Raw genomic sequence first — 18455 nt, forward strand, 5'->3', positions numbered from 1 at the left:
CAGTCACTCGATAGATGCCGCCGTCACACCGTACGGGCACAAAGGCGGACTTTCCCTGGTGGCTGGTGGCCGCCGGGGCGATCGGTATTGCCGCCGCGGTGGCGATCGCGGCGAGCGACGTCTACGGCCAGATCCTGTCAACGTTGGTCAAAGGGCTGTGGGTGACGCTGTTCGTCACCGTCGTCGCTTTCGCACTTGCCTCGGCGCTCGGCCTGTTCATTGCCCTTCTCGGACTGTCGAACTCGCAAATACTGCGCCAGATCGCGCGCTTCTATGTCGAGATCATCAGAGGGCTGCCGATCCTGGTGTTGCTGTTCTGGATCGCCTTCGTCGGCGCGCCAGCCTTCGTGGCGGCATGGAACTGGCTGTCGCTACCGCTGCAGGCGGCGGGACTGGTCGAGCCGATGCAGGTACGCGACTTCTCGCTGTTGTGGCGGGCAATCCTCGCGCTGACGATTGCCTATTCGTCCTTCATCGCCGAGATCTTCCGCGCCGGCATCCAGGCTGTCGACGTCGGCCAGATCGAGGCGGCGAAGGCTTTGGGCCTTTCGCGCTATCAGCGTTTCAGGCTGATCGTCTGGCCGCAGGCGTTTCGGACGATCCTGCCGCCCTACGGCAATGACTTCATCGCCATGGTGAAGGATTCCTCGCTGGTTTCGGTGCTCGGCGTCGCCGACATCACCCAGATGGCCAAGGTCTATGCCTCGGGCTCGTTCCGCTTCTTCGAGACCTATTCGATCGTCGCCTATGTCTATCTGCTCCTGACCGTCGGGCTGTCACTCGGCCTGAGGGCGCTGGAGCGGCGGATGCGAAGGGACCGCGCAGCATGACCGGAGACGCCGACAAGACCGCGCTCGACATGGTCTACGCTGCCGAGACGGAGGCAGGGCTCGCCGCCGCCTACGCGGCCTGGGCCAATGGCTACGACAGGGAGACGGCGGCACTCGGTTACTGCCTGCCCTTCGTGATCGCGGGGTGGGTGGCGCGGCATGTGCCGAAAGGCCTCGGGCCACTGCTCGACGCCGGCTGCGGCACCGGGCTGTCGGGGCCGTACCTAGCAGCACTTGGTTATGGCGAGATCGAAGGGCTCGACCTTTCCGAGGAGATGCTTGACCTGGCCCGGGCGCGCGGTGGTTATGCGGCGCTGACCAAGGCCGCGCTCGGCAGGCGGCTGCCGTGGCGCGACGGGCATTTCGCCGCCATTGTCTCGACCGGCGTGTTCACCGCGGGACATGCACCGGCCTCGAGCCTGGACGAGCTGGTCAGGATCACCAGCCGGGGCGGCTTCGTCATGTTCACCGTGCGCGACGTGGTGCTGGAGGCAGGTGGGTTCCGGACGAAAATCTCCGAGCTGGAGGCCGTGGGCAAATGGCGGACGGTCGAGGAGAGCCCGCCGTTCCGGGCCTTCGCGGTGGCTGAGCCGGAGGTGCTGGTGCAGGCCTTCGTTTTCGAAGTCCTCTGAGGCGGCGAAGGAACCTCGGCAGTCTCGGCGCGTTGGGTGCCGAACCAGCATGAGGGTCCCATGGAACAACTCGTCGAGGAATTCGGCCATCCGACGTACACCTCGTTTCCGGTCATCGTAGCAAGGCTCTTGCTGGCGACGATCTTCGGTGCGGTCATCGGCTTCGAGCGCGAATGGCGCAACCGGCCGGCGGGCCTGCGCACTCATGTGCTGGTCTGCGTTGCCGCGGCGACCTTCGGCATCCTGACCATCGAGATCGTCCATGCGCCGATGTTTACGGCCGACGGGATGAAGGAGATGGTCAAGGTCGATCCGATCCGGGCGGTCGAGGCGGTGACGGCAGGCGTCGCCTTCCTTGCCGCAGGTACCATCCTGTTCGCCCGAGGCGAGATCCAGGGTCTTACGACCGGAGCCGGCATGTGGCTGGCGGGGGCTATCGGCCTCGCCGCCGGGCTCGGCTTCTGGCAGATCGCCGGCTTCGGCACGTTGCTGGTCCTTGTCGTCCTGGGCTTGATGCACACGATCGAGGTGAAGTTCGACCTGAGCGAGGACAAGCGGGATGAAAAGCCTGTGGCGCGCAAGGTGCAGGTGAAGACCAGACGTCCGTAGCGCTATTGCATCTTTCGGCCGGAGCGAGAGCTCCATATGCCTAGCCGAGCATGTTGCAGTTTCGAGAACCGGTCCCACATTTTGGACCATGTTCCGGACGCAGGAGCGGCCATGACGAAGGGTGACGCCATCGCAATTGCCGGGGGCCGAAAAGATTGATATGAGCAGGCCATGGAAGAGCTCTTTGGAGATCCGGCCTATAAAGGTTTCGTGCTGCAGGACCACAAGCGCCTGCCCGCCCGATTCTTTGCCCGGATTTCCGGCGCCCTAAGCTGCCGACTTCCCTGAGCCGACGGGCTCCTTCCGGCATTTTGGCCGGCCATTTTCAATTATTGCCATCGACGGATCCAAGATCATGAGCGCACCGCGTACCCTCTACGACAAGATATTCGACGACCACGTTGTCGACCGCCAGGACGACGGCACCTGCCTGCTCTATATCGACCGCCACCTCGTGCACGAAGTGACCAGCCCGCAGGCCTTCGAAGGCCTGCGCATGACCGGCCGCACCGTGCGTCATCCCGAAAAGACGCTGGCCGTGGTCGACCACAACGTGCCGACCTCGCCGGACCGCAAGAACGGCATCAAGAACGAGGAGAGCCGCATCCAGGTCGAGGCGCTGGCCAAGAACTCGGCCGACTTCGGCGTGGAGTATTACTCCGAGAACGACAAGCGCCAGGGCATCGTGCACATCGTCGGCCCCGAGCAGGGCTTTACCCTGCCGGGCATGACCATCGTCTGCGGCGACAGCCACACCTCGACGCATGGTGCATTCGGCGCTTTGGCCCACGGTATCGGCACGTCGGAAGTGGAGCACGTGCTGGCGACCCAGACGCTGATCCAGAAGAAGGCCAAGAACATGCTGGTGCGTGTCGACGGCCAGTTGCCGGAAGGCGTCACCGCCAAGGACATCGTGCTCGCCATCATCGGCGAGATCGGCACTGCCGGCGGCACCGGCTACGTCATCGAATATGCCGGCGAAGCGATCCGCGCGCTGTCGATGGAAGGCCGCATGACGATCTGCAACATGTCGATCGAGGGCGGTGCCCGCGCCGGCCTGATCGCGCCCGACGAAAAGACCTATGCCTACGTCCAGGACAAGCCGCGCGCGCCGAAAGGCAAGGCGTTCGATATGGCGCTGGAGTACTGGAAGACGCTGCACACCGACGAAGGTGCACATTTCGACAAGGTTGTGGTGCTCGACGCAGCCAAGCTGCCGCCCATCGTCACCTGGGGCTCGTCGCCCGAGGACGTCGTCGCCGTCACCGGCGTGGTGCCGGATGCCGAAGTGATCGAGGACGAGAACAAGCGCAACTCCAAGAAGCGCGCGCTCGACTATATGGGCCTGTCCGCCGGCACCAAGATCACCGACATCGCCATCGACCGCGTGTTCATCGGTTCGTGCACCAATGGCCGCATCGAGGATCTTCGTGCCGTGGCCAAGGTGGTCGAGGGCCGCAAGGTCGCCTCGACCGTCAGCGCCATGATCGTGCCGGGCTCGGGCCTGGTGAAGGAGCAGGCGGAAGCCGAGGGCCTGGACAAGATCTTCGTCGCCGCTGGCTTCGACTGGCGCGAGCCGGGCTGCTCGATGTGCCTGGCGATGAACGACGACCGCCTCAAGCCGCATGAGCGCTGCGCTTCGACCTCGAACCGCAACTTCGAGGGCCGCCAGGGCTTCAAGGGCCGCACCCATCTGGTGTCGCCGGCAATGGCGGCAGCGGCGGCGATCGCCGGCCATTTCGTCGACATCCGCGACTGGCACTGACCAGGCGCCGGCCAATCCGGCGTGTCGAACATAAGGCGGTGGGCGCGAGCCCGCCGCCTTTTCCATTTGTTGAGGATGTCGGAAAGGTCCTGCTTCCGCGAGGTCACGTTAACGTCTTTTTCTCTCGGATATGGTTTGATCCGGCCGTGGGAGACGACGTCAGACGATGAGCGGTGCAGGGTTCATTCTCACGATCAATGTGTTCGTTGCCGGCCTGCTGGCGGCGGCGTTCATGGCGATCTCGATCTATGACGCCAAACGCGTTTCAGCGCGCTGGTTTGCGCTCTGCTACCTGACCGGCCTGCTCTATATCGGCACGGAATTCTCGATCCCGTGGTTCGAGAACACGCGGCCCATCGTCACCGCCAATTTTGCTGCCTTCCTGGCCACGCTGATCATCATGAATGTCGGGCTGGCGCGCCGCTACGAGGTGGCGCCGCCATGGCGCACCATGCTGGTGTTCCTGGTGCTGGCCACCGCTGCAGTCTATTTCACCCAGGGACTGCCGCGCGACTCGCTGCTCAGGATGATGACCTTCCAGACGCCCTACGCCGCGGTGCAGGCGATGGGTGCGGCGATCGTGCTCAGGTCGCGGGACAAGCTCAGCCAGTTCGACTACGCCCTGACCGGCGTGCTCCTGACGAGTGCGCTGCAGTTCTTCTCGAAGCCCTACTTGGCGCTTGCCGTCGGTTCCGGTTCCGATCCGCATCAATATCTGCAGAGCACCTATGCGATGATCTCGCAGGCGCTGGGCACGGTGTTCGCGCTGTCCATCGCGCTGATGCTGCTGGTGATCCTGGTGCGCGACATCCTTGCCGACGCGACACAGAAGTCGGAGACGGACGCGCTATCGGGCCTGCTTAACCGTGGTGGGTTCCAACGCCAGGCTGCGATTGCGCTGCGCGAGGCAGAGCGCCAGGGCCTGCCGGTGACGCTGGTGATTTCCGACCTGGACCATTTCAAGTCGATCAATGACACCTATGGCCACTTGTCCGGTGACCGGGTCATCGAGACGTTCGCGCGCTTCATCCATGAATCCAAGGTGGGCCACCACATAGCGGGGCGCATCGGCGGCGAGGAATTCGCCATCATCCTGCCCGGCACGCATCTGGCGGCGGCGCGGCTGTTCGCTGAGGGCGCACGCAGCGCGTTTTCGGCCCTGCCGATCGAAGGACTGCCGTCGAACCAGCGGTTTACCGCGAGCTTCGGTGTTGCCGAGCTGGTGGCCGGCGAGTTCATCGACCAGTTGATGCGCCGCGCGGACGCAGCGCTCTACGAAGCCAAGAAGGACGGGCGCGACTGCGTGCGGGTGGCGCCTGGCAGTGTCGTCGAGATGCAGGCCGAGACGAACGTGGTGCCCTTCGGCAGCAAGTCCTGACCCAAATCAGTAGCAGCGCAGGCCGGGCTGGGGGATCTCTCCCTCGGAGAAGCCGTACATGTAGCTGCGGCCCTTGAGCAGCATCGGTGGACGGTAGCAATGGCGCGTGGCACGCTGCCCCTCGTCGAGGTAGACGACCTTCGGCGTGGCGGAGCGGGTGTATTCGGCCAGCTTGCGGGCCGAATGGCCCTGGCCGACGACGATGCGCTTGTAGCCGGCGGCGCTGTCGACCACGAGATTGCCGAAGGAATCGGCGTAGACGCGGTCATGGTCCCAGCCGCCGGAAGCGGCAGGTGTCGCCAAGGCGATCGTCGCCGCGAGTGCGAGGGACGCAGTTCCGATGAAAGCCAGTGGGAGGCGCATCGCGCAATCTCCATGGTTTGCGGCGCGAGGTTTCGATTCGAAGCTTAACCTTTTCTTAATCTTTGTTAAGAGCCCGGGCCGCTCGGGCGGCGCTGATTAACAAACATGGTTAATTTTGGCTGAACGCAAGGCGGACGAAGCCGGCACGAACGGTGGCAGACGCATCCCCCATTGGCGCAAACGCGGGCCTACCCGTCCGTTGACTGAGAGCGATCTCGGGTCCGCTGATTACCCAAGCGGGTAGCTGCGATCGGCGTTCAATCGATTGAAGCCGTGATGCGACTAAATAGGTGCGCCAGAACGGTTTTCCGACTTTGACGCGGTGCAAAAAGCACATTAGAAAGCGCGCAGTCCGACGTCGCAAAACGGTGCGACGGCGCCGTATTCAAACATAGCCACGCTCGGATGCAGACCGGGGGAGCCATGAGCAAATCACAAGCAACCCAAGCCACATCGCGTGCGCGGCCATTGTCGCCGCATCTGTCCGTCTATCGCCCGCCGATCACCATGACGACGTCGATCCTGCACCGCATCACCGGCGGCGCGCTCTATTTCGGCACGCTCCTGGTTGCCTGGTGGCTGATCGCGGCGGCGACCTCGCAGCAGTATTTCGCTTTCGTCAGCTGGGTCTATGGCAGCTGGATCGGGCAGTTGGTGCTGCTTGGTTACACCTGGGCATTGATATTCCACATGATGGGCGGCATCCGTCACCTGATCTGGGATACCGGCGTGGGCCTGGAGAAGCATACCGCATCGAAGATCGCCTGGACGACGGTGTTCGCCTCTGTGGTGCTGACCGCCCTGGTCTGGATCGTCGGCTACATGGTTCGGGGTGCCTGACATGAGCGGCAGCAACAATCACGACATGCGCACCCCGCTCGGCAAGGTTCGCGGTCTCGGCTCCGCCCGCGAAGGCACCGAGCATTTCTGGCGCCAGCGCCTGACTGCGGTCGCCAACATTCCGCTGATGCTGTTTTTCGTCGGCCTTTTGATCGTTCTGAACGGCGCCGATTTCGCGACCGTGCGCGCCTCGCTCGCCAATCCGTTCGTGTCGCTGGTGCTGGCGCTGATGCTGCTCTCGGGCCTCTACCACATGCGCCTCGGCATGCAGGTCGTGATCGAGGACTACATCCATGGCGAGGGCCTCAAGGTGATCCTCATCATGCTCAATACTTTCTTTACCGTAGCGGTCGGCGTGGCCTCGCTCTTCGCCCTGCTCAAACTGGCATTTGGAGGCTGATACGGTGGCCAAGGACGGCAAGACCAGCGGAGCATCCGCCTACACATTCGTCGATCACAAGTTCGACGTCGTCGTTGTCGGCGCCGGCGGTGCGGGCCTGCGCGCCACGCTCGGCATGGCCGAGCAGGGGCTGAAGACCGCCTGCATCACCAAGGTGTTCCCGACCCGCTCGCACACCGTTGCGGCGCAGGGCGGCATCGCCGCCTCGCTGCAGAACATGGGGCCCGACTCCTGGCAGTGGCACATGTACGATACCGTCAAGGGCTCGGACTGGCTCGGCGACATGGACGCCATGGAATACCTGGTGCGCGAAGCGCCAGCCGCAGTCTACGAGCTCGAGCATTACGGCGTGCCGTTCTCGCGCACCGAAGAAGGCAAGATCTACCAGCGCCCGTTCGGCGGCCACATGATGAACTACGGCGACGGCCCGCCCGTGCAGCGCACATGCGCCGCGGCCGACCGAACCGGCCACGCCATCCTGCACACGCTCTACGGCCAGTCGCTCAAGCACAACGCGCAGTTTTTCATCGAGTATTTCGCACTCGACCTGATCATGGAGCCGGACGGCACCTGCACCGGCGTCGTGGCCTGGAACCTCGACGACGGCACCATCCACCGCTTCTCGGCGAAGATGGTTGTGTTGGCGACCGGCGGCTACGGCCGCGCCTATTTCTCCGCCACGTCGGCCCATACCTGCACCGGCGACGGCGGCGGCATGGCCTCGCGTGCCGGCCTGCCGCTGCAGGACATGGAGTTCGTGCAGTTCCACCCGACCGGCATCTACGGTTCGGGCTGCCTGATCACCGAAGGCGCTCGCGGCGAAGGCGGCTATCTCGTCAACGCCGAGGGCGAGCGCTTCATGGAGCGCTACGCGCCGTCGGCCAAGGACCTGGCGTCGCGCGACGTGGTTTCGCGCTGCATGACGCTGGAGATTCGTGACGGTCGCGGCGTCGGCAAGAGCAAGGACCACATCTTCCTGCACCTCGATCACCTCGATCCGGCGGTGCTGCACGAGCGGCTGCCCGGCATCTCGGAATCGGCGAAGATCTTCGCCGGCGTCGACGTGACCCGCGAGCCGATCCCGGTGCTGCCGACGGTGCACTACAACATGGGCGGCATCCCGACCAACTACTGGGGTGAGGTGCTGAACCCGACCGCGGGCAACCCCGACCGCGTGTCGCCCGGCCTGATGGCCGTCGGCGAGGCTGGCTGCGCTTCGGTGCACGGGGCCAACCGCCTCGGCTCCAACTCGCTGATCGATCTGGTGGTGTTCGGCCGCGCCGCAGCCATCCGCGCCGGCGAAGTGGTCGACCGCAACGCGCCAATCCCGTCGCCGAACGCGGCCTCGGTCGAAAAGATCATGGACCGCTTCGACCGCCTGCGTCACGCCAATGGCGGCACGCCGACGGCGGTGCTGCGTGAGAAGATGCAGCGCGCGATGCAGGAAGACGCTGCCGTGTTCCGCACCCAGGAGTCGCTGGAGCAGGGCTGCAAGCGCATTTCCCAGATCTGGGGCGAGATGAAGGACATCAAGGTCTTCGACCGCTCGATGATCTGGAACTCGGACCTGGTGGAGACGCTGGAGCTCGAGAACCTGATGTCCAACGCGATCGCCACCGTCTATGGCGCCGAAGCGCGCAAGGAAAGCCGCGGCGCGCATGCCCGCGAGGACTTCTCGGCCCGCGACGACGCCAACTGGCGCAAGCACACGCTGGCAAATGTCGCCGAGGACGGCGAGGTGACGCTGACCTACCGGCCGGTGCACACCGAGCCGCTGCTCAAGGAAGAAGACGGCGGCATCAGCCTGGCAAAGATCGCGCCGAAGGCGCGGGTGTACTGAGCCGTGGCGCTGGCGGCGGCAGGATATTCGCCAACGCCGCTTGCGGCGAAGCTCGGCCTCAAGGACGGCCAGAGCGTGGTGTTTGTCGGCCTGCCGGACGAGCTTGGCGAACTGGCTTTGTCGCGCGCGTTTGCAGCGAAGACGCTGACCGACTGGCCAGGGATCGCTGAGGCAGGCGAGGGCCACGACGTGGTCCATGCCTTCACCAGGCGACGTGCCGATCTCGACGGCAATGTCGGGACATTCAAGAAGATGATCGCGCCTGATGGCGCGGTCTGGATTTCCTGGCCCAAGAAGGCGTCGAAGATCGCCACCGACATCACCGAGGATGTCATTCGCGACGTGGCGCTGCCCAAGGGGCTGGTGGACGTCAAGGTCTGTGCCGTGGACGCCGTGTGGAGCGGGCTGAAGCTCGTCATCCGCAAGGAACTGCGTGCCAAGCTGTGAGGAACCGATCGTGGTCGAACTAACACTCCCCAAGAACTCGCAGATCAAGCAGGGCAAGACCTGGCCGAAGCCGCAGGGTGCGACCAATCTGCGCGAGTACCGGATCTACCGCTGGTCGCCTGACGATGGCGAGAATCCGAGCATGGACACGTATTTCGTCGACGTCGACGATTGCGGCCCGATGGTGCTGGACCATTTGCTCTACATCAAGAACAACATCGACCCGACGCTGACCTTGCGCCGCTCGTGCCGCGAAGGCATCTGCGGCTCCTGCGCGATGAACATCGACGGCTCGAACACGCTGGCCTGCACCAAGGGCTGCGACGACATTTCGGGTGCTGTGAAGATCTACCCGCTGCCGCACATGCCCGTGGTCAAGGACCTGGTGCCCGACCTCACCAATTTCTACGCCCAGCATCGCTCGATCGAGCCGTGGCTGAAGACGGTGTCGCCGGAGCCGGCGAAGGAGTGGCTGCAGAGCCACGAGGACCGCCAGAAGCTCGACGGCCTCTACGAGTGCATCCTGTGCGCCTGCTGCTCGACCTCGTGCCCGAGCTACTGGTGGAACGGCGACCGCTATCTCGGCCCAGCGACGCTGCTGCAAGCCTATCGCTGGCTGATCGACAGCCGCGACGAAGCCAAGGGCGAGCGCCTCGACAATCTCGAGGATCCGTTCCGGCTGTATCGCTGCCACACGATCATGAACTGCGCCCAGACCTGCCCGAAGGGGCTGAACCCGGCCAAGGCGATCGCCGAGATCAAGAAGATGATGGTGGAGCGGCGGGTGTGAGGCGCGCCCGATGCGCGTTCTCTACCTAACCGAGGGTACCTACCACCTAGATACGCCCATCGCGCCAATCCTGGAAGGAATGGGCGTGTCCATTCGTGTCCTTCCGATCCAGGAATTGCGCGGGGCCGGCAGCCGGAATCGGGCGATGAACAAGGTTCATCGCTATCTGCCGAGCGCCTCCATGGTTCGTTCCATCAAGCGGGCAATCGAAGACTTCTCGCCTGACATCATCCACATCGGGCAGGGGCGCACCGTGGCGCTTCCCGTCATGCTAGCACTGCGCGGTATGCCGGAAATGCCTGTGGTGTTCTCCCACGGTGCGATCGAAGGCCTCAACCTCCTCAGCCCGTTCGATTGGATGACCTATTTCAACCGGCGCATTACCCGCCTGCTGGTGCCGTCCAAGGCGCATGTCAACAACTGGATGGGCAGGCCCTTGCTTCGGCGGGCCATCGGGTCTGGGCGTTGCGATGTTCTTCCCCATGCAATTGCACCGTCCCCTGAATTGGGGGAAACCGAACGCGCTGCGCTACGGGCCAGATACGGCTTCGCGGCGGATGAGATCGTCGTCGGCACGGTGTGCTGGATACGGCCCATCAAGAACCTTGCCTTCGTCGCCGATATTGTCCGACGCTTGGGGCCGCCATTTGTGTTTGCGGTGGTGGGAAGCGGAAGTGAAACGGAACTTGAGCGGATCAGGCAGGCTGGCGGTGACCGGCTGCGACTGCTTGGCAAAATACCTGGCGCCAGAGACATGATGGCTGCCTTCGACATCTTCGTCACCCCGTCCCGTCTGCCGGGCGAATCGTTCGGCTTGGCGCCAGCCGAGGCGATGGCCGCAGGTGTGCCGGTGCTGACGATGAACTTCGGTGGGACCGCCGAGATCATAGAGCAAGGTGTATCGGGGTTCGGGTTGCCTTACGATCCGGATGCCTGGAGCGGTGCGCTCAAGTTGCTTGCCGGCGATGTAGAGCGCAGGAAGGCCATGGGGCTGGCTGCGCGCGAGCGGATCGCGACCAGCTTTTCTCCGGAAGCGATAGGGCTCAACTGCTACCACCTCTACGCCAATCTGCTCAGGAGCGGCGCGCCCGGTTTCGTCGATCGGCTTTTGGTTGCGCCCGTGGCGTCGCGCCAGCCGAAATCGAGAAGATGATGGTCGAACTGCGGATATGAGGCGATAGTGGCTGACATGACGGACATGGATCTACCCCACCTCACCGCGGCCGAAGCACGCGTGCTCGGCTGCCTGATCGAGAAGAAGGAACTGACGCCTGACGTCTATCCGATGACGTCGAACGCGCTGGTTGCCGCGGCCAACCAGAAGACGTCGCGTGAGCCGGTCATGGCCCTGGAGATGGTCGACATCACCAGGGCACTCGGCGCGCTGCAGGCGAAGGGGATGGCGAAGCAGCAATTCGCCTCGCGCGTCGAGCGCTACGAACATCAGATGGCGCAGAAGTTCTCGCTGACGCGCAACCAGAGCGCGCTGATCGGCCTGCTTCTGCTGCGCGGACCGCAGACCGTGTTCGAATTGCTCGCTCGCGCCGAGCGCATGGCGAACTTCGCCGATGCCGACGCCGTGCGCAGCGAACTCGACATGCTGATCGGCCGCAGGCCGGCGCTGGTCAAGGAGATCGGTCGCGCACCCGGCCAACGCGAGGATCGCTTCGCGCATCTGTTGTCCGGCGATGTCGACGCTGCGGTTGTCACGACAAGCCGGGCACCGAGCGCCGCCGCGCCCGTTGTTTCGGAGCTCGAGGAACGTGTTCGGCTTCTGGAAGAGGAAGTGGCGGCGCTCAAGGCGCGTCTCGACGCTGTCGGCGGATAGGCGCGTTGCGGACATTGAAAACGGCCCGGTTGTGGAAGCAGCCGGGCCGTTTTTGTTTTTGGTACAGCGCGGCGCGCCTTTCCTTCTCCCACAAGGGGAGAAGGGAAGGCCGCGCCTACTTCCTTGCCGCTTCGACGATCTCTCCGGCCATGGCTTCAGCGACCGCATCGGTGGTGCGGCCTTCGCGGTCGGCGCGCTGGAAGATGGCGGTCAGCGTGTCGGCGATCTTTTCGACGCGCGGCGAAACCGCCTCGACGCTGTAGCCGCCCTCGGCCATTTCGGCGGCGACGTTGATGACGCCGCCGGCGTTGATGACGTAGTCGGGGGCATAGAGGATGCCGCGCTCGACCAGGCGCATGCCGTCTTCGGCCGTGGCAAGCTGGTTGTTGGCGGCACCGGCGACGATCTTTGCCTTGAGCTGCGGGATCGTCTCGGCGGACAGGATGCCGCCCAATGCGCAGGGCGCGAAGATGTCGACGTCGGCCGAGAGGATGGCATCGCCGGAAACGACTGTCGCGCCGAACTTTTCGGCGGCGCGGGCGGTGCGGGCCGCATCGAGGTCGGAGACGGTGAGCACCGCGCCCTCAACATGGAGTTTCTCGCACAGCGACCAGCCGACCGAGCCGAGGCCCTGGACGGCGACGCGTATGCCCGCGAGGTTGTCGCTGCCGGTGCGGTGGCGGAGTGCGGCCTTGAGGCCGACAAAGGTGCCCTGGGCGGTGAAGGGCGAGGGGTTGCCGCTGCCGCCCTTGGTGGTGCCGCTGACATTGGCCGCACGCTCGGCGAGGAAGTCGGCGTCGGCGAGCGTCATGCCGACATCCTCGGCGGTGATGTACTGGCCGGCGAGCGTGTTGAGCATCTCGGCATAGGCCTCGAGCATGGCCGGCGTCTTGTCTTTCTTCGCGTCGGCGATGATGACCGCCTTGCCGCCGCCGAGCGGCAGGCCGGCGATGGCCGACTTGAAGGTCATGCCGCGCGACAGCCGAAGCGCGTCGATGACGCCAGCCTCGAAGCTGATGTGCGGCCAGATGCGGGTGCCGCCGAGGGCGGGGCCGAGCACGGTGGTGTGGATCGAAACGATGGCGGTCAGTCCGCGCGCCGTGTCGCGGCCGAGCCAGACCTGCTCGTGATGGTCGAAGCCGTCGAGATGGGCGACGTCTGCGGTGATGTCGGTGATTTCGAGCGTGGTTGCGCCGGCAAGCTTCTGGTGGCACGGTTCCAGGACATTCAGCATGAGGGTCCTCCCGGTAGGCTGATCCCTGGAGGGTAAACATTTCAGGCGATTTTTGGTTTCGAAGACGGGGCGCGCCGCGACCGCGCATTGCGCTCGTCCGGTCTGCCGCGCAACAAACGAAAAAATGGCCGGACGCCGGGTCTGCCCACCCGACGCCCGGCCGCTGTGCTGCCGCAAGTGCTACTGCCCCCAGCTTGCTTGCGATGCAGCCAGACCTGTCATCCGAACGATCCCGGCCCTCAGCGCCTCCGTTCGTTTCGTTCCCTTGGCGGCTTCGGCTCGGCCGGCTTTGGCGGCTTGCTGCCCGATGCCATCGGCGCCAGAAACGCGCGCGGGTTGAACCCCGCCGCGGCCAGGGCCGCCAAGGTCTTCCAGAATTGAAGATGGTGCATGCCCGTTTCCCCGTGGCTGGACTGGACCAAATTCGATTTGCGAGCGGCAAACTAGAGACGCGCCACAGCATATTCTTGGACGGGACGGCACCTGCGACGGGTCTGGGCGGTCCTGGATTGACCTATCGTCTGACGCGAACTACAAAGCGCAGCTTCGCGTATGGGTTGTATCTAGTTGGGTGAGTCGATGGCCGCTGACGGACAGTTCACTTCATTTCGCATCGTGACGGAGGACCTGCCGGTAGAGGACAGGTTGTCCGTGCTGCGCGAGGTCTACGGCAAGACGATCCTCAAGGCCGATCTCGAACCCGTCGACGATAGTCCGGTCCAGATGGACATGCGGGTCAGGCTGCTGCCGGGGATAGGCATTGCTACCGGCACCGCCTCACCGATCAAGGTCGGCGTCAAATCCGAGATGATCGAGAATGACGACATCATTCTGCTGGCCGCTCTCGCCGGCGGCAGCCACATGCAGATCGGCAAGCAGGAAGAGAGCGTGTTGCCGGGCTGCGCAATGTTCGTGCCCGGCGGCCGGACCGGCGCCAATGTGACGCGGCCAGGCTTCACCTATGTCAATCTGCGCTTCGAGCGGAAGGCGCTGCAGCCGCTGGTTGGAGACGTATCCAAACTGATGATGCGGCCGATCGCCGTGGACCAAGGGCCTATGCACCTGCTGCTGAGCTATGCCACCGCCCTGCAGCAACTGGACGATGCCTTGCCCGGCGACATGGCGCGCAAGGTGGCGAGCCATCTGCTGGACCTGACGGCGCTGACGCTGGGGGCGACGCGCGAGGCGGAGCAGGTGGCGATAGGGCGCGGCCTGCGGGCTGCGCGTCTGGCGGCGATCAAGGCCGACATTTCGGCGCGCGCCGACCTGCGCGGGCTCTCGGCCGAGGCGGTCGCCGCCGAGCACAGGCTGTCGGCGCGCTATGTCAGGAAGCTGTTCGAAGGCGAGGGGCTGTCGTTCACCGCATTCGCGCTCGGGCAGAGGCTGATGCGGGCACACCGGATGCTGGCCGATCCGATTTGGGCCGGGCACAGCATCATCGACATCGCTTATGAGGCCGGCTTCAACGACCTATCCTATTTCAACAGGGCGTTCCGCAAGCGCTACGGCGTCACGCCGTCGGACATACGTGCAGGGGTGCTGGCGGCATAAGGGCGCCGAGCCGTTGCCCGGCGCCCCTTGCGGCTCAGGCGAGCCTGGCGTCGAGCGAAACCTTGATGGCGCCGAGCGCCTTGGAAACGGGGCAGCCTTCCTTGGCCTTGGCGGCGAGTTCCTGGAACTTGGCGTTGTCGATGCCGGGTACGCTGCCGACAAGCGTGAGCGCACTTTCGGTGATGCCGGTGCCCGGAACGAGGGTGACGACCGCCTTGGCGTCGAGCTTGTCGGCGGGGGTGCCGTTTTCGGCAAGGAAGTGCGACAGCTGCATGGCAAAGCAGCCGGCGTGGGCAGCGGCGATCAGTTCTTCGGGATTGGTGCCGGACCTGCCGGTTTCATCCTCGAAGCGCGCCTTGAACGAATAGGGCTGGCCCCTGAGCGCGCCGCTCTGGGTGTCGAGTGTTCCCGAGCCTTCCTTCAGATTGCCTTTCCAGACGGCGTTGGCGCTGTGGTTCATGATGTTCTCCATGATTTCTGACGGGGCCGGGTTCGGCAGCCGGATGAGACTATAGCGCTGGCTGGCGCGCCTGCCAGCTTTCCGACGTCAGGAAAGCAGCGTCGCGCGAAAAAACTGTCTAGCGAAAATGTCTGCTTGTTGTGCGCTCGTCCTTGGAGTTCGACCCGGCAGGCTCACTCTTCGGCAGGGTCAGGGTGGGGGGCAGTGGCGCTGATGCTGGTGCTGGCGTCCGCTCCGGGAGGCCGGTGTCCAGGCGAGGTTGCTTGGGAGTGCGTCCTTCGACAAGCTCAGGATGAGGACCCTAGGCGCTGCCGACGTTCGGTGCTGCCTGCGTTAGAATCGACAGATTTGACGAGAGAGATTTAGCGTCAACGGTCCTCATCCTGAGCTTGTCGAAGGACGCACAACCGACCAACTGGACTTGCGGAGGTGGAGGAACGAGTTCTGGACCGGTTCTGGCTTTGCCGGCGTCACGGCTGGATCCCCGACACTCTCCGCTCGCTCACGAGGTCGAGGATGACGGATGCGGAGGCGCCTCCGCCAATCTCAGGTGCTGCGATTGCCAGAGAGTTCCGTGCTGCGATTGGCAGAGACCTCTGGTGTTGCGAGTGACAGAGACCACCGGTGTTACGAGTGGAAGAGGGCTCCACGATTGGCAGACCTCCGGGCAGAGGTGGAACAGATCCGTCCCTAGATCGCATCGCCCTTGAGCAGCCGCGGCGTTTCGCCCGTTAGGCCGGACGCCTGGCGGATGAAATACTCCTTCAGGCGCGGCACGCGGTCGACCAGCCCAAGGCCGATGTCGCGGAGGGCGCGGACCGGGGCGATGTCGTTGGAGAACAGCCGGTTGAGCACGTCGGTGGTGACGCCCATGCGCACGGTGTCGAAGCGGCGCCATTGCTCGTAACGTTCGAGCACGTCGAGCGCGCCGATGTCCTGGCCGAGCCTGTCGGCCTCGACGATGGTTTCGGCGAGGGCTGCCGCATCCTTGAAGCCGAGATTGAGGCCCTGGCCGGCGATCGGGTGGATGCCATGGGCGGCGTCGCCGACAAGGGCGAAGCGGGGTGCTACGAAGGCACGCGCCAGGGTCAGGCCGAGCGGCCAGGCGCGGGGCTTGTCCTCGACGCGGATCTCGCCGAGCTTCAGGCCGAAGCGCTGCTCAAGCTCGATTTCGAAGACGAACGGGTCGCCGTTGACCAGCTTCTCGGCATCCTCGGTGCGCTCGTTCCAGACGATCGAGGAGCGGTTGACGCCGTCCTTCGGCTTGAGCGGCAGCGTGGCGAAGGGGCCGGCGGGCAGGAAATGCTCTTCGGCACGGCCGCCATGCGGGCGTTCGTGCGCGACGGTGCAGACGATGCCGGACTGGCCGTATTCCCAGCGCACGGTCTTGATGCCGGCCATGTCGCGCAGCCTGGATTTCACGCCGTCGGCGGCAACGAGAAGGCGCGTATCGATGCTGACGCCATCGGCGAGATGGACCTTGGCGCCGGCGATGCCCGCCTCGAAGGCCTCGACGGCAACGCCCTCGATGATGTCGATGCCGAGCTCGGCGGCTCGGCGGCGCAGCGCGCCGTTGAGCACCTTGTTCTCGATCATGTGGGCGAAAGGTTCGCCGGAGCCGACCTCGCCGTCGAAGGTAAGGAAAACCGGGCGGACGGGATCGGCGCTCTTCGAATCGGTGATGACCATGTCGGTGATGGCCTGCGCCTCGGGCGCGATCTCCTCCCAGCAGCCGAGCTGGTCGAGCATGCGGCAGGCGGCAGCGGCAATCGCCGAGGCACGGCCGTCCTTGCGCCAGACCTCGGCAGGTGCGGCGTCGACGATGGCGACGTGCAGATTGGGCCGGGCCTGCTTGATCGATACGGCGGTTGCCAGGCCGACATAGCCGGCACCTGCGACCAGCACGTCGAGCTGCGTCGATTTCTTGTCGTCAGTTTCGCGCGTGACCATGGCGGCGTCCTTTACGGCTAGGCTTCCCGCCTTGACTCGACGGGGGCTTCCTGATGGAAACCGGGGATACTTCGTCCCGAAAAGGGGAAAGCATGCCGGCCGGAATACAAGAGCTTCTGAGCATTCTCAATCTCGAGAAGCTGGAACACAACCTGTATCGTGGTCGCAGCCCGCAGGCGCACTGGCAACGGGTGTTCGGCGGCCAGACCATCGCCCAGGCTTTGGTTGCGGCACAGCGCACGGTGACGGCCGACCGGCATGTGCATTCGCTGCACGGCTATTTCATGCGGCCGGGCGATATCAACGTGCCGATCGTCTACGAGGTCGACCGCATCCGCGACGGCGGCAGCTTCACCACCCGGCGGGTGGTGGCGATCCAGCACGGCCACGCGGTCTTTTCGCTCGAGGCATCGTTCCAGGTCGAAGAGGAGGGGCTCGAATACCAGATGCCGATGCCGCTCGACGTGCCGCCGCCCGAGCAGCTGAGGTCGCAGCGCGAGCTTCTGCAGGAAGCCAAGCATGTGCCCGAGCAGATCCGGCTGTTCTGGGCCAAGGAGCGGCCGCTGGAGCTCCGTCCCGTCTATGCCGAGCACTATTCGAGCCGAGACAAGCTGCCGCCGCTGCAGAAGGTATGGCTGCGCCTGACCGGGCCGGTGCCCAACGATCGGGCGTTGCGCGCGGCGGTGCTTGCCTATCTTTCCGACATGACGCTGCTCGATACGGCAACCTTTGCCCATGGCCGCGGCATCTTCGATCCCGACATCCAGGCGGCGAGCCTGGATCATGCCATGTGGTTCCACCGCGAACATGCGCTGGACGGCTGGCTTCTCTACACCCAGGACAGCCCTTCGACCTCGGGTTCGCGCGGTTTCACCCGCGGCGCGCTCTACGCCCAGGACGGCACGCTGATCGCATCGGTGGCGCAGGAAGGGCTGATCCGCCTGCGCAGCAAGCCTACAAACTAGGCATTTTAGAATTTATGCACATTGTGTGAGCAGGTGCATTGCTGCACCTGCGAAGGATGCTGCATGGCCATGGGGCATTTCACTTCAATCTCAATAGCTTAGCCTGTGCCAATGCAAACTGGCACGGAGCTTGAATGGCGTAGGTCACTCACCGGTGGCTTTCGGGTCCGCTGGCGACGTCTGCAACGCGGGGGACCCGCAACAGCAAGGGGTGAAACCTGATGAAAATCGTGATGGCCATCATCAAGCCGTTCAAGCTCGACGAGGTGCGCGAAGCGCTCACCAATGTCGGCATCCAGGGCCTGACCGTCACCGAAGTCAAAGGCTACGGGCGCCAGAAGGGGCACACCGAGATCTACCGCGGCGCCGAATATGCCGTCAGCTTCCTGCCCAAGATCAAGATCGAAGTCGCCGTCAGCACCGACCTCGTCGACAAGGCGGTCGAGGCGATCACCGGTGCCGCCAAGACCGGCCAGATCGGCGACGGCAAGATCTTCGTCTTCGGCATCGACCAGGCCGTGCGCATCCGTACCGGCGAAACCGACACCGACGCGCTCTGAGCGGGCCAACCAA

The 18455-nt window shown here is 64.5% G+C and carries 19 protein-coding genes; 15 read left to right on the plus strand and 4 right to left on the minus strand.

Annotation, left to right across the window (positions count from 1 at the left end; all coding sequences use genetic code 11):
• The first annotated feature begins 14 nt into the window (after positions 1–14).
• The 5 genes from CO731_RS05520 (at position 15) to CO731_RS05545 (ending at position 5214) form a co-directional block, all read left to right on the plus strand.
• Entirely contained in the window at positions 15–830 is an 816-nt protein-coding gene (locus CO731_RS05520) for an amino acid ABC transporter permease (RefSeq protein WP_108606298.1), read from the plus strand.
• Positions 827–1462 (plus strand): class I SAM-dependent methyltransferase, encoded by a 636-nt coding sequence (locus tag CO731_RS05525; RefSeq protein ID WP_108606299.1) that lies wholly within the window; start codon positions 827–829, stop codon positions 1460–1462. The genes CO731_RS05520 and CO731_RS05525 overlap by 4 nt, the downstream gene beginning before the upstream one ends.
• A gap of 60 nt (positions 1463–1522) precedes the next feature.
• Positions 1523–2071: an MgtC/SapB family protein gene (locus tag CO731_RS05530; RefSeq protein WP_108606300.1), complete on the plus strand. Its 549-nt coding sequence runs from the start codon at positions 1523–1525 to the stop codon at positions 2069–2071.
• A gap of 355 nt (positions 2072–2426) precedes the next feature.
• Entirely contained in the window at positions 2427–3836 is a 1410-nt protein-coding gene (leuC, locus tag CO731_RS05540) for a 3-isopropylmalate dehydratase large subunit (protein ID WP_108606302.1), read from the plus strand.
• Positions 3837–4002: 166 nt separating this feature from the next.
• The gene (locus CO731_RS05545; RefSeq protein ID WP_108606303.1) at positions 4003–5214 is read left to right on the plus strand and encodes a GGDEF domain-containing protein; all 1212 of its coding nucleotides are present in this window, start codon (positions 4003–4005) and stop codon (positions 5212–5214) included.
• A gap of 6 nt (positions 5215–5220) precedes the next feature.
• Here CO731_RS05545 and CO731_RS05550 read toward each other — a convergent pair whose 3' ends face one another.
• Positions 5221–5577: a hypothetical protein gene (locus tag CO731_RS05550; RefSeq protein WP_108606304.1), complete on the minus strand. Its 357-nt coding sequence runs from the start codon at positions 5575–5577 to the stop codon at positions 5221–5223.
• A 423-nt stretch (positions 5578–6000) separates the two neighbouring features.
• Between CO731_RS05550 and sdhC the strand changes: the two genes are divergently transcribed.
• The 7 genes from sdhC to CO731_RS05585 are packed head-to-tail and all read left to right on the plus strand — an operon-like array spanning position 6001 to position 11722.
• Positions 6001–6417, plus strand: coding sequence for a succinate dehydrogenase, cytochrome b556 subunit (sdhC, locus tag CO731_RS05555; protein WP_108609648.1), 417 nt, complete (start codon positions 6001–6003; stop codon positions 6415–6417).
• Position 6418: 1 nt separating this feature from the next.
• Positions 6419–6817 (plus strand): succinate dehydrogenase, hydrophobic membrane anchor protein, encoded by a 399-nt coding sequence (sdhD, locus tag CO731_RS05560; RefSeq protein WP_108606305.1) that lies wholly within the window; start codon positions 6419–6421, stop codon positions 6815–6817.
• 4 nt (positions 6818–6821) lie between these two features.
• The gene (gene sdhA / locus CO731_RS05565) at positions 6822–8657 is read left to right on the plus strand and encodes a succinate dehydrogenase flavoprotein subunit (RefSeq protein ID WP_108606306.1); all 1836 of its coding nucleotides are present in this window, start codon (positions 6822–6824) and stop codon (positions 8655–8657) included.
• A 3-nt stretch (positions 8658–8660) separates the two neighbouring features.
• Positions 8661–9104 (plus strand): DUF3052 family protein, encoded by a 444-nt coding sequence (locus CO731_RS05570; protein WP_108606307.1) that lies wholly within the window; start codon positions 8661–8663, stop codon positions 9102–9104.
• A gap of 10 nt (positions 9105–9114) precedes the next feature.
• On the plus strand, positions 9115–9894 hold the full coding sequence (locus CO731_RS05575) for a succinate dehydrogenase iron-sulfur subunit (RefSeq protein WP_108609649.1): 780 nt from the start codon (positions 9115–9117) through the stop codon (positions 9892–9894).
• 10 nt (positions 9895–9904) lie between these two features.
• Positions 9905–11047 (plus strand): glycosyltransferase family 4 protein, encoded by a 1143-nt coding sequence (locus CO731_RS05580; RefSeq protein ID WP_108606308.1) that lies wholly within the window; start codon positions 9905–9907, stop codon positions 11045–11047.
• A 36-nt stretch (positions 11048–11083) separates the two neighbouring features.
• Entirely contained in the window at positions 11084–11722 is a 639-nt protein-coding gene (locus tag CO731_RS05585) for a DUF480 domain-containing protein (RefSeq protein WP_108606309.1), read from the plus strand.
• A 115-nt stretch (positions 11723–11837) separates the two neighbouring features.
• Here the strand turns inward: CO731_RS05585 and CO731_RS05590 are convergent, their stop codons facing one another.
• Positions 11838–12956, minus strand: coding sequence for a Glu/Leu/Phe/Val dehydrogenase dimerization domain-containing protein (locus CO731_RS05590; RefSeq protein WP_108606310.1), 1119 nt, complete (start codon positions 12954–12956; stop codon positions 11838–11840).
• 579 nt (positions 12957–13535) lie between these two features.
• Here CO731_RS05590 and CO731_RS05595 point away from each other — a divergent pair.
• Positions 13536–14507, plus strand: a complete 972-nt coding sequence (locus CO731_RS05595; RefSeq protein ID WP_108606311.1) for a helix-turn-helix domain-containing protein — start codon at positions 13536–13538, stop codon at positions 14505–14507.
• 34 nt (positions 14508–14541) lie between these two features.
• Here the strand turns inward: CO731_RS05595 and CO731_RS05600 are convergent, their stop codons facing one another.
• Together CO731_RS05600 and CO731_RS05605 are read right to left on the minus strand one after the other, a co-directional pair.
• On the minus strand, positions 14542–14967 hold the full coding sequence (locus CO731_RS05600; protein WP_108609650.1) for an OsmC family protein: 426 nt from the start codon (positions 14965–14967) through the stop codon (positions 14542–14544).
• A 690-nt stretch (positions 14968–15657) separates the two neighbouring features.
• Entirely contained in the window at positions 15658–16917 is a 1260-nt protein-coding gene (locus tag CO731_RS05605; protein WP_108606312.1) for a ubiquinone biosynthesis hydroxylase, read from the minus strand.
• Positions 16918–17009: 92 nt separating this feature from the next.
• Between CO731_RS05605 and CO731_RS05610 the strand changes: the two genes are divergently transcribed.
• The gene (locus tag CO731_RS05610) at positions 17010–17882 is read left to right on the plus strand and encodes an acyl-CoA thioesterase II (RefSeq protein ID WP_108606313.1); all 873 of its coding nucleotides are present in this window, start codon (positions 17010–17012) and stop codon (positions 17880–17882) included.
• A gap of 221 nt (positions 17883–18103) precedes the next feature.
• Positions 18104–18442, plus strand: a complete 339-nt coding sequence (locus tag CO731_RS05615) for a P-II family nitrogen regulator (RefSeq protein WP_055975214.1) — start codon at positions 18104–18106, stop codon at positions 18440–18442.
• The last annotated feature ends 13 nt before the right edge of the window (positions 18443–18455 follow it).

This window comes from Aminobacter sp. MSH1 (assembly GCF_003071665.1).
Classification (GTDB): domain Bacteria; phylum Pseudomonadota; class Alphaproteobacteria; order Rhizobiales; family Rhizobiaceae; genus Aminobacter; species Aminobacter niigataensis.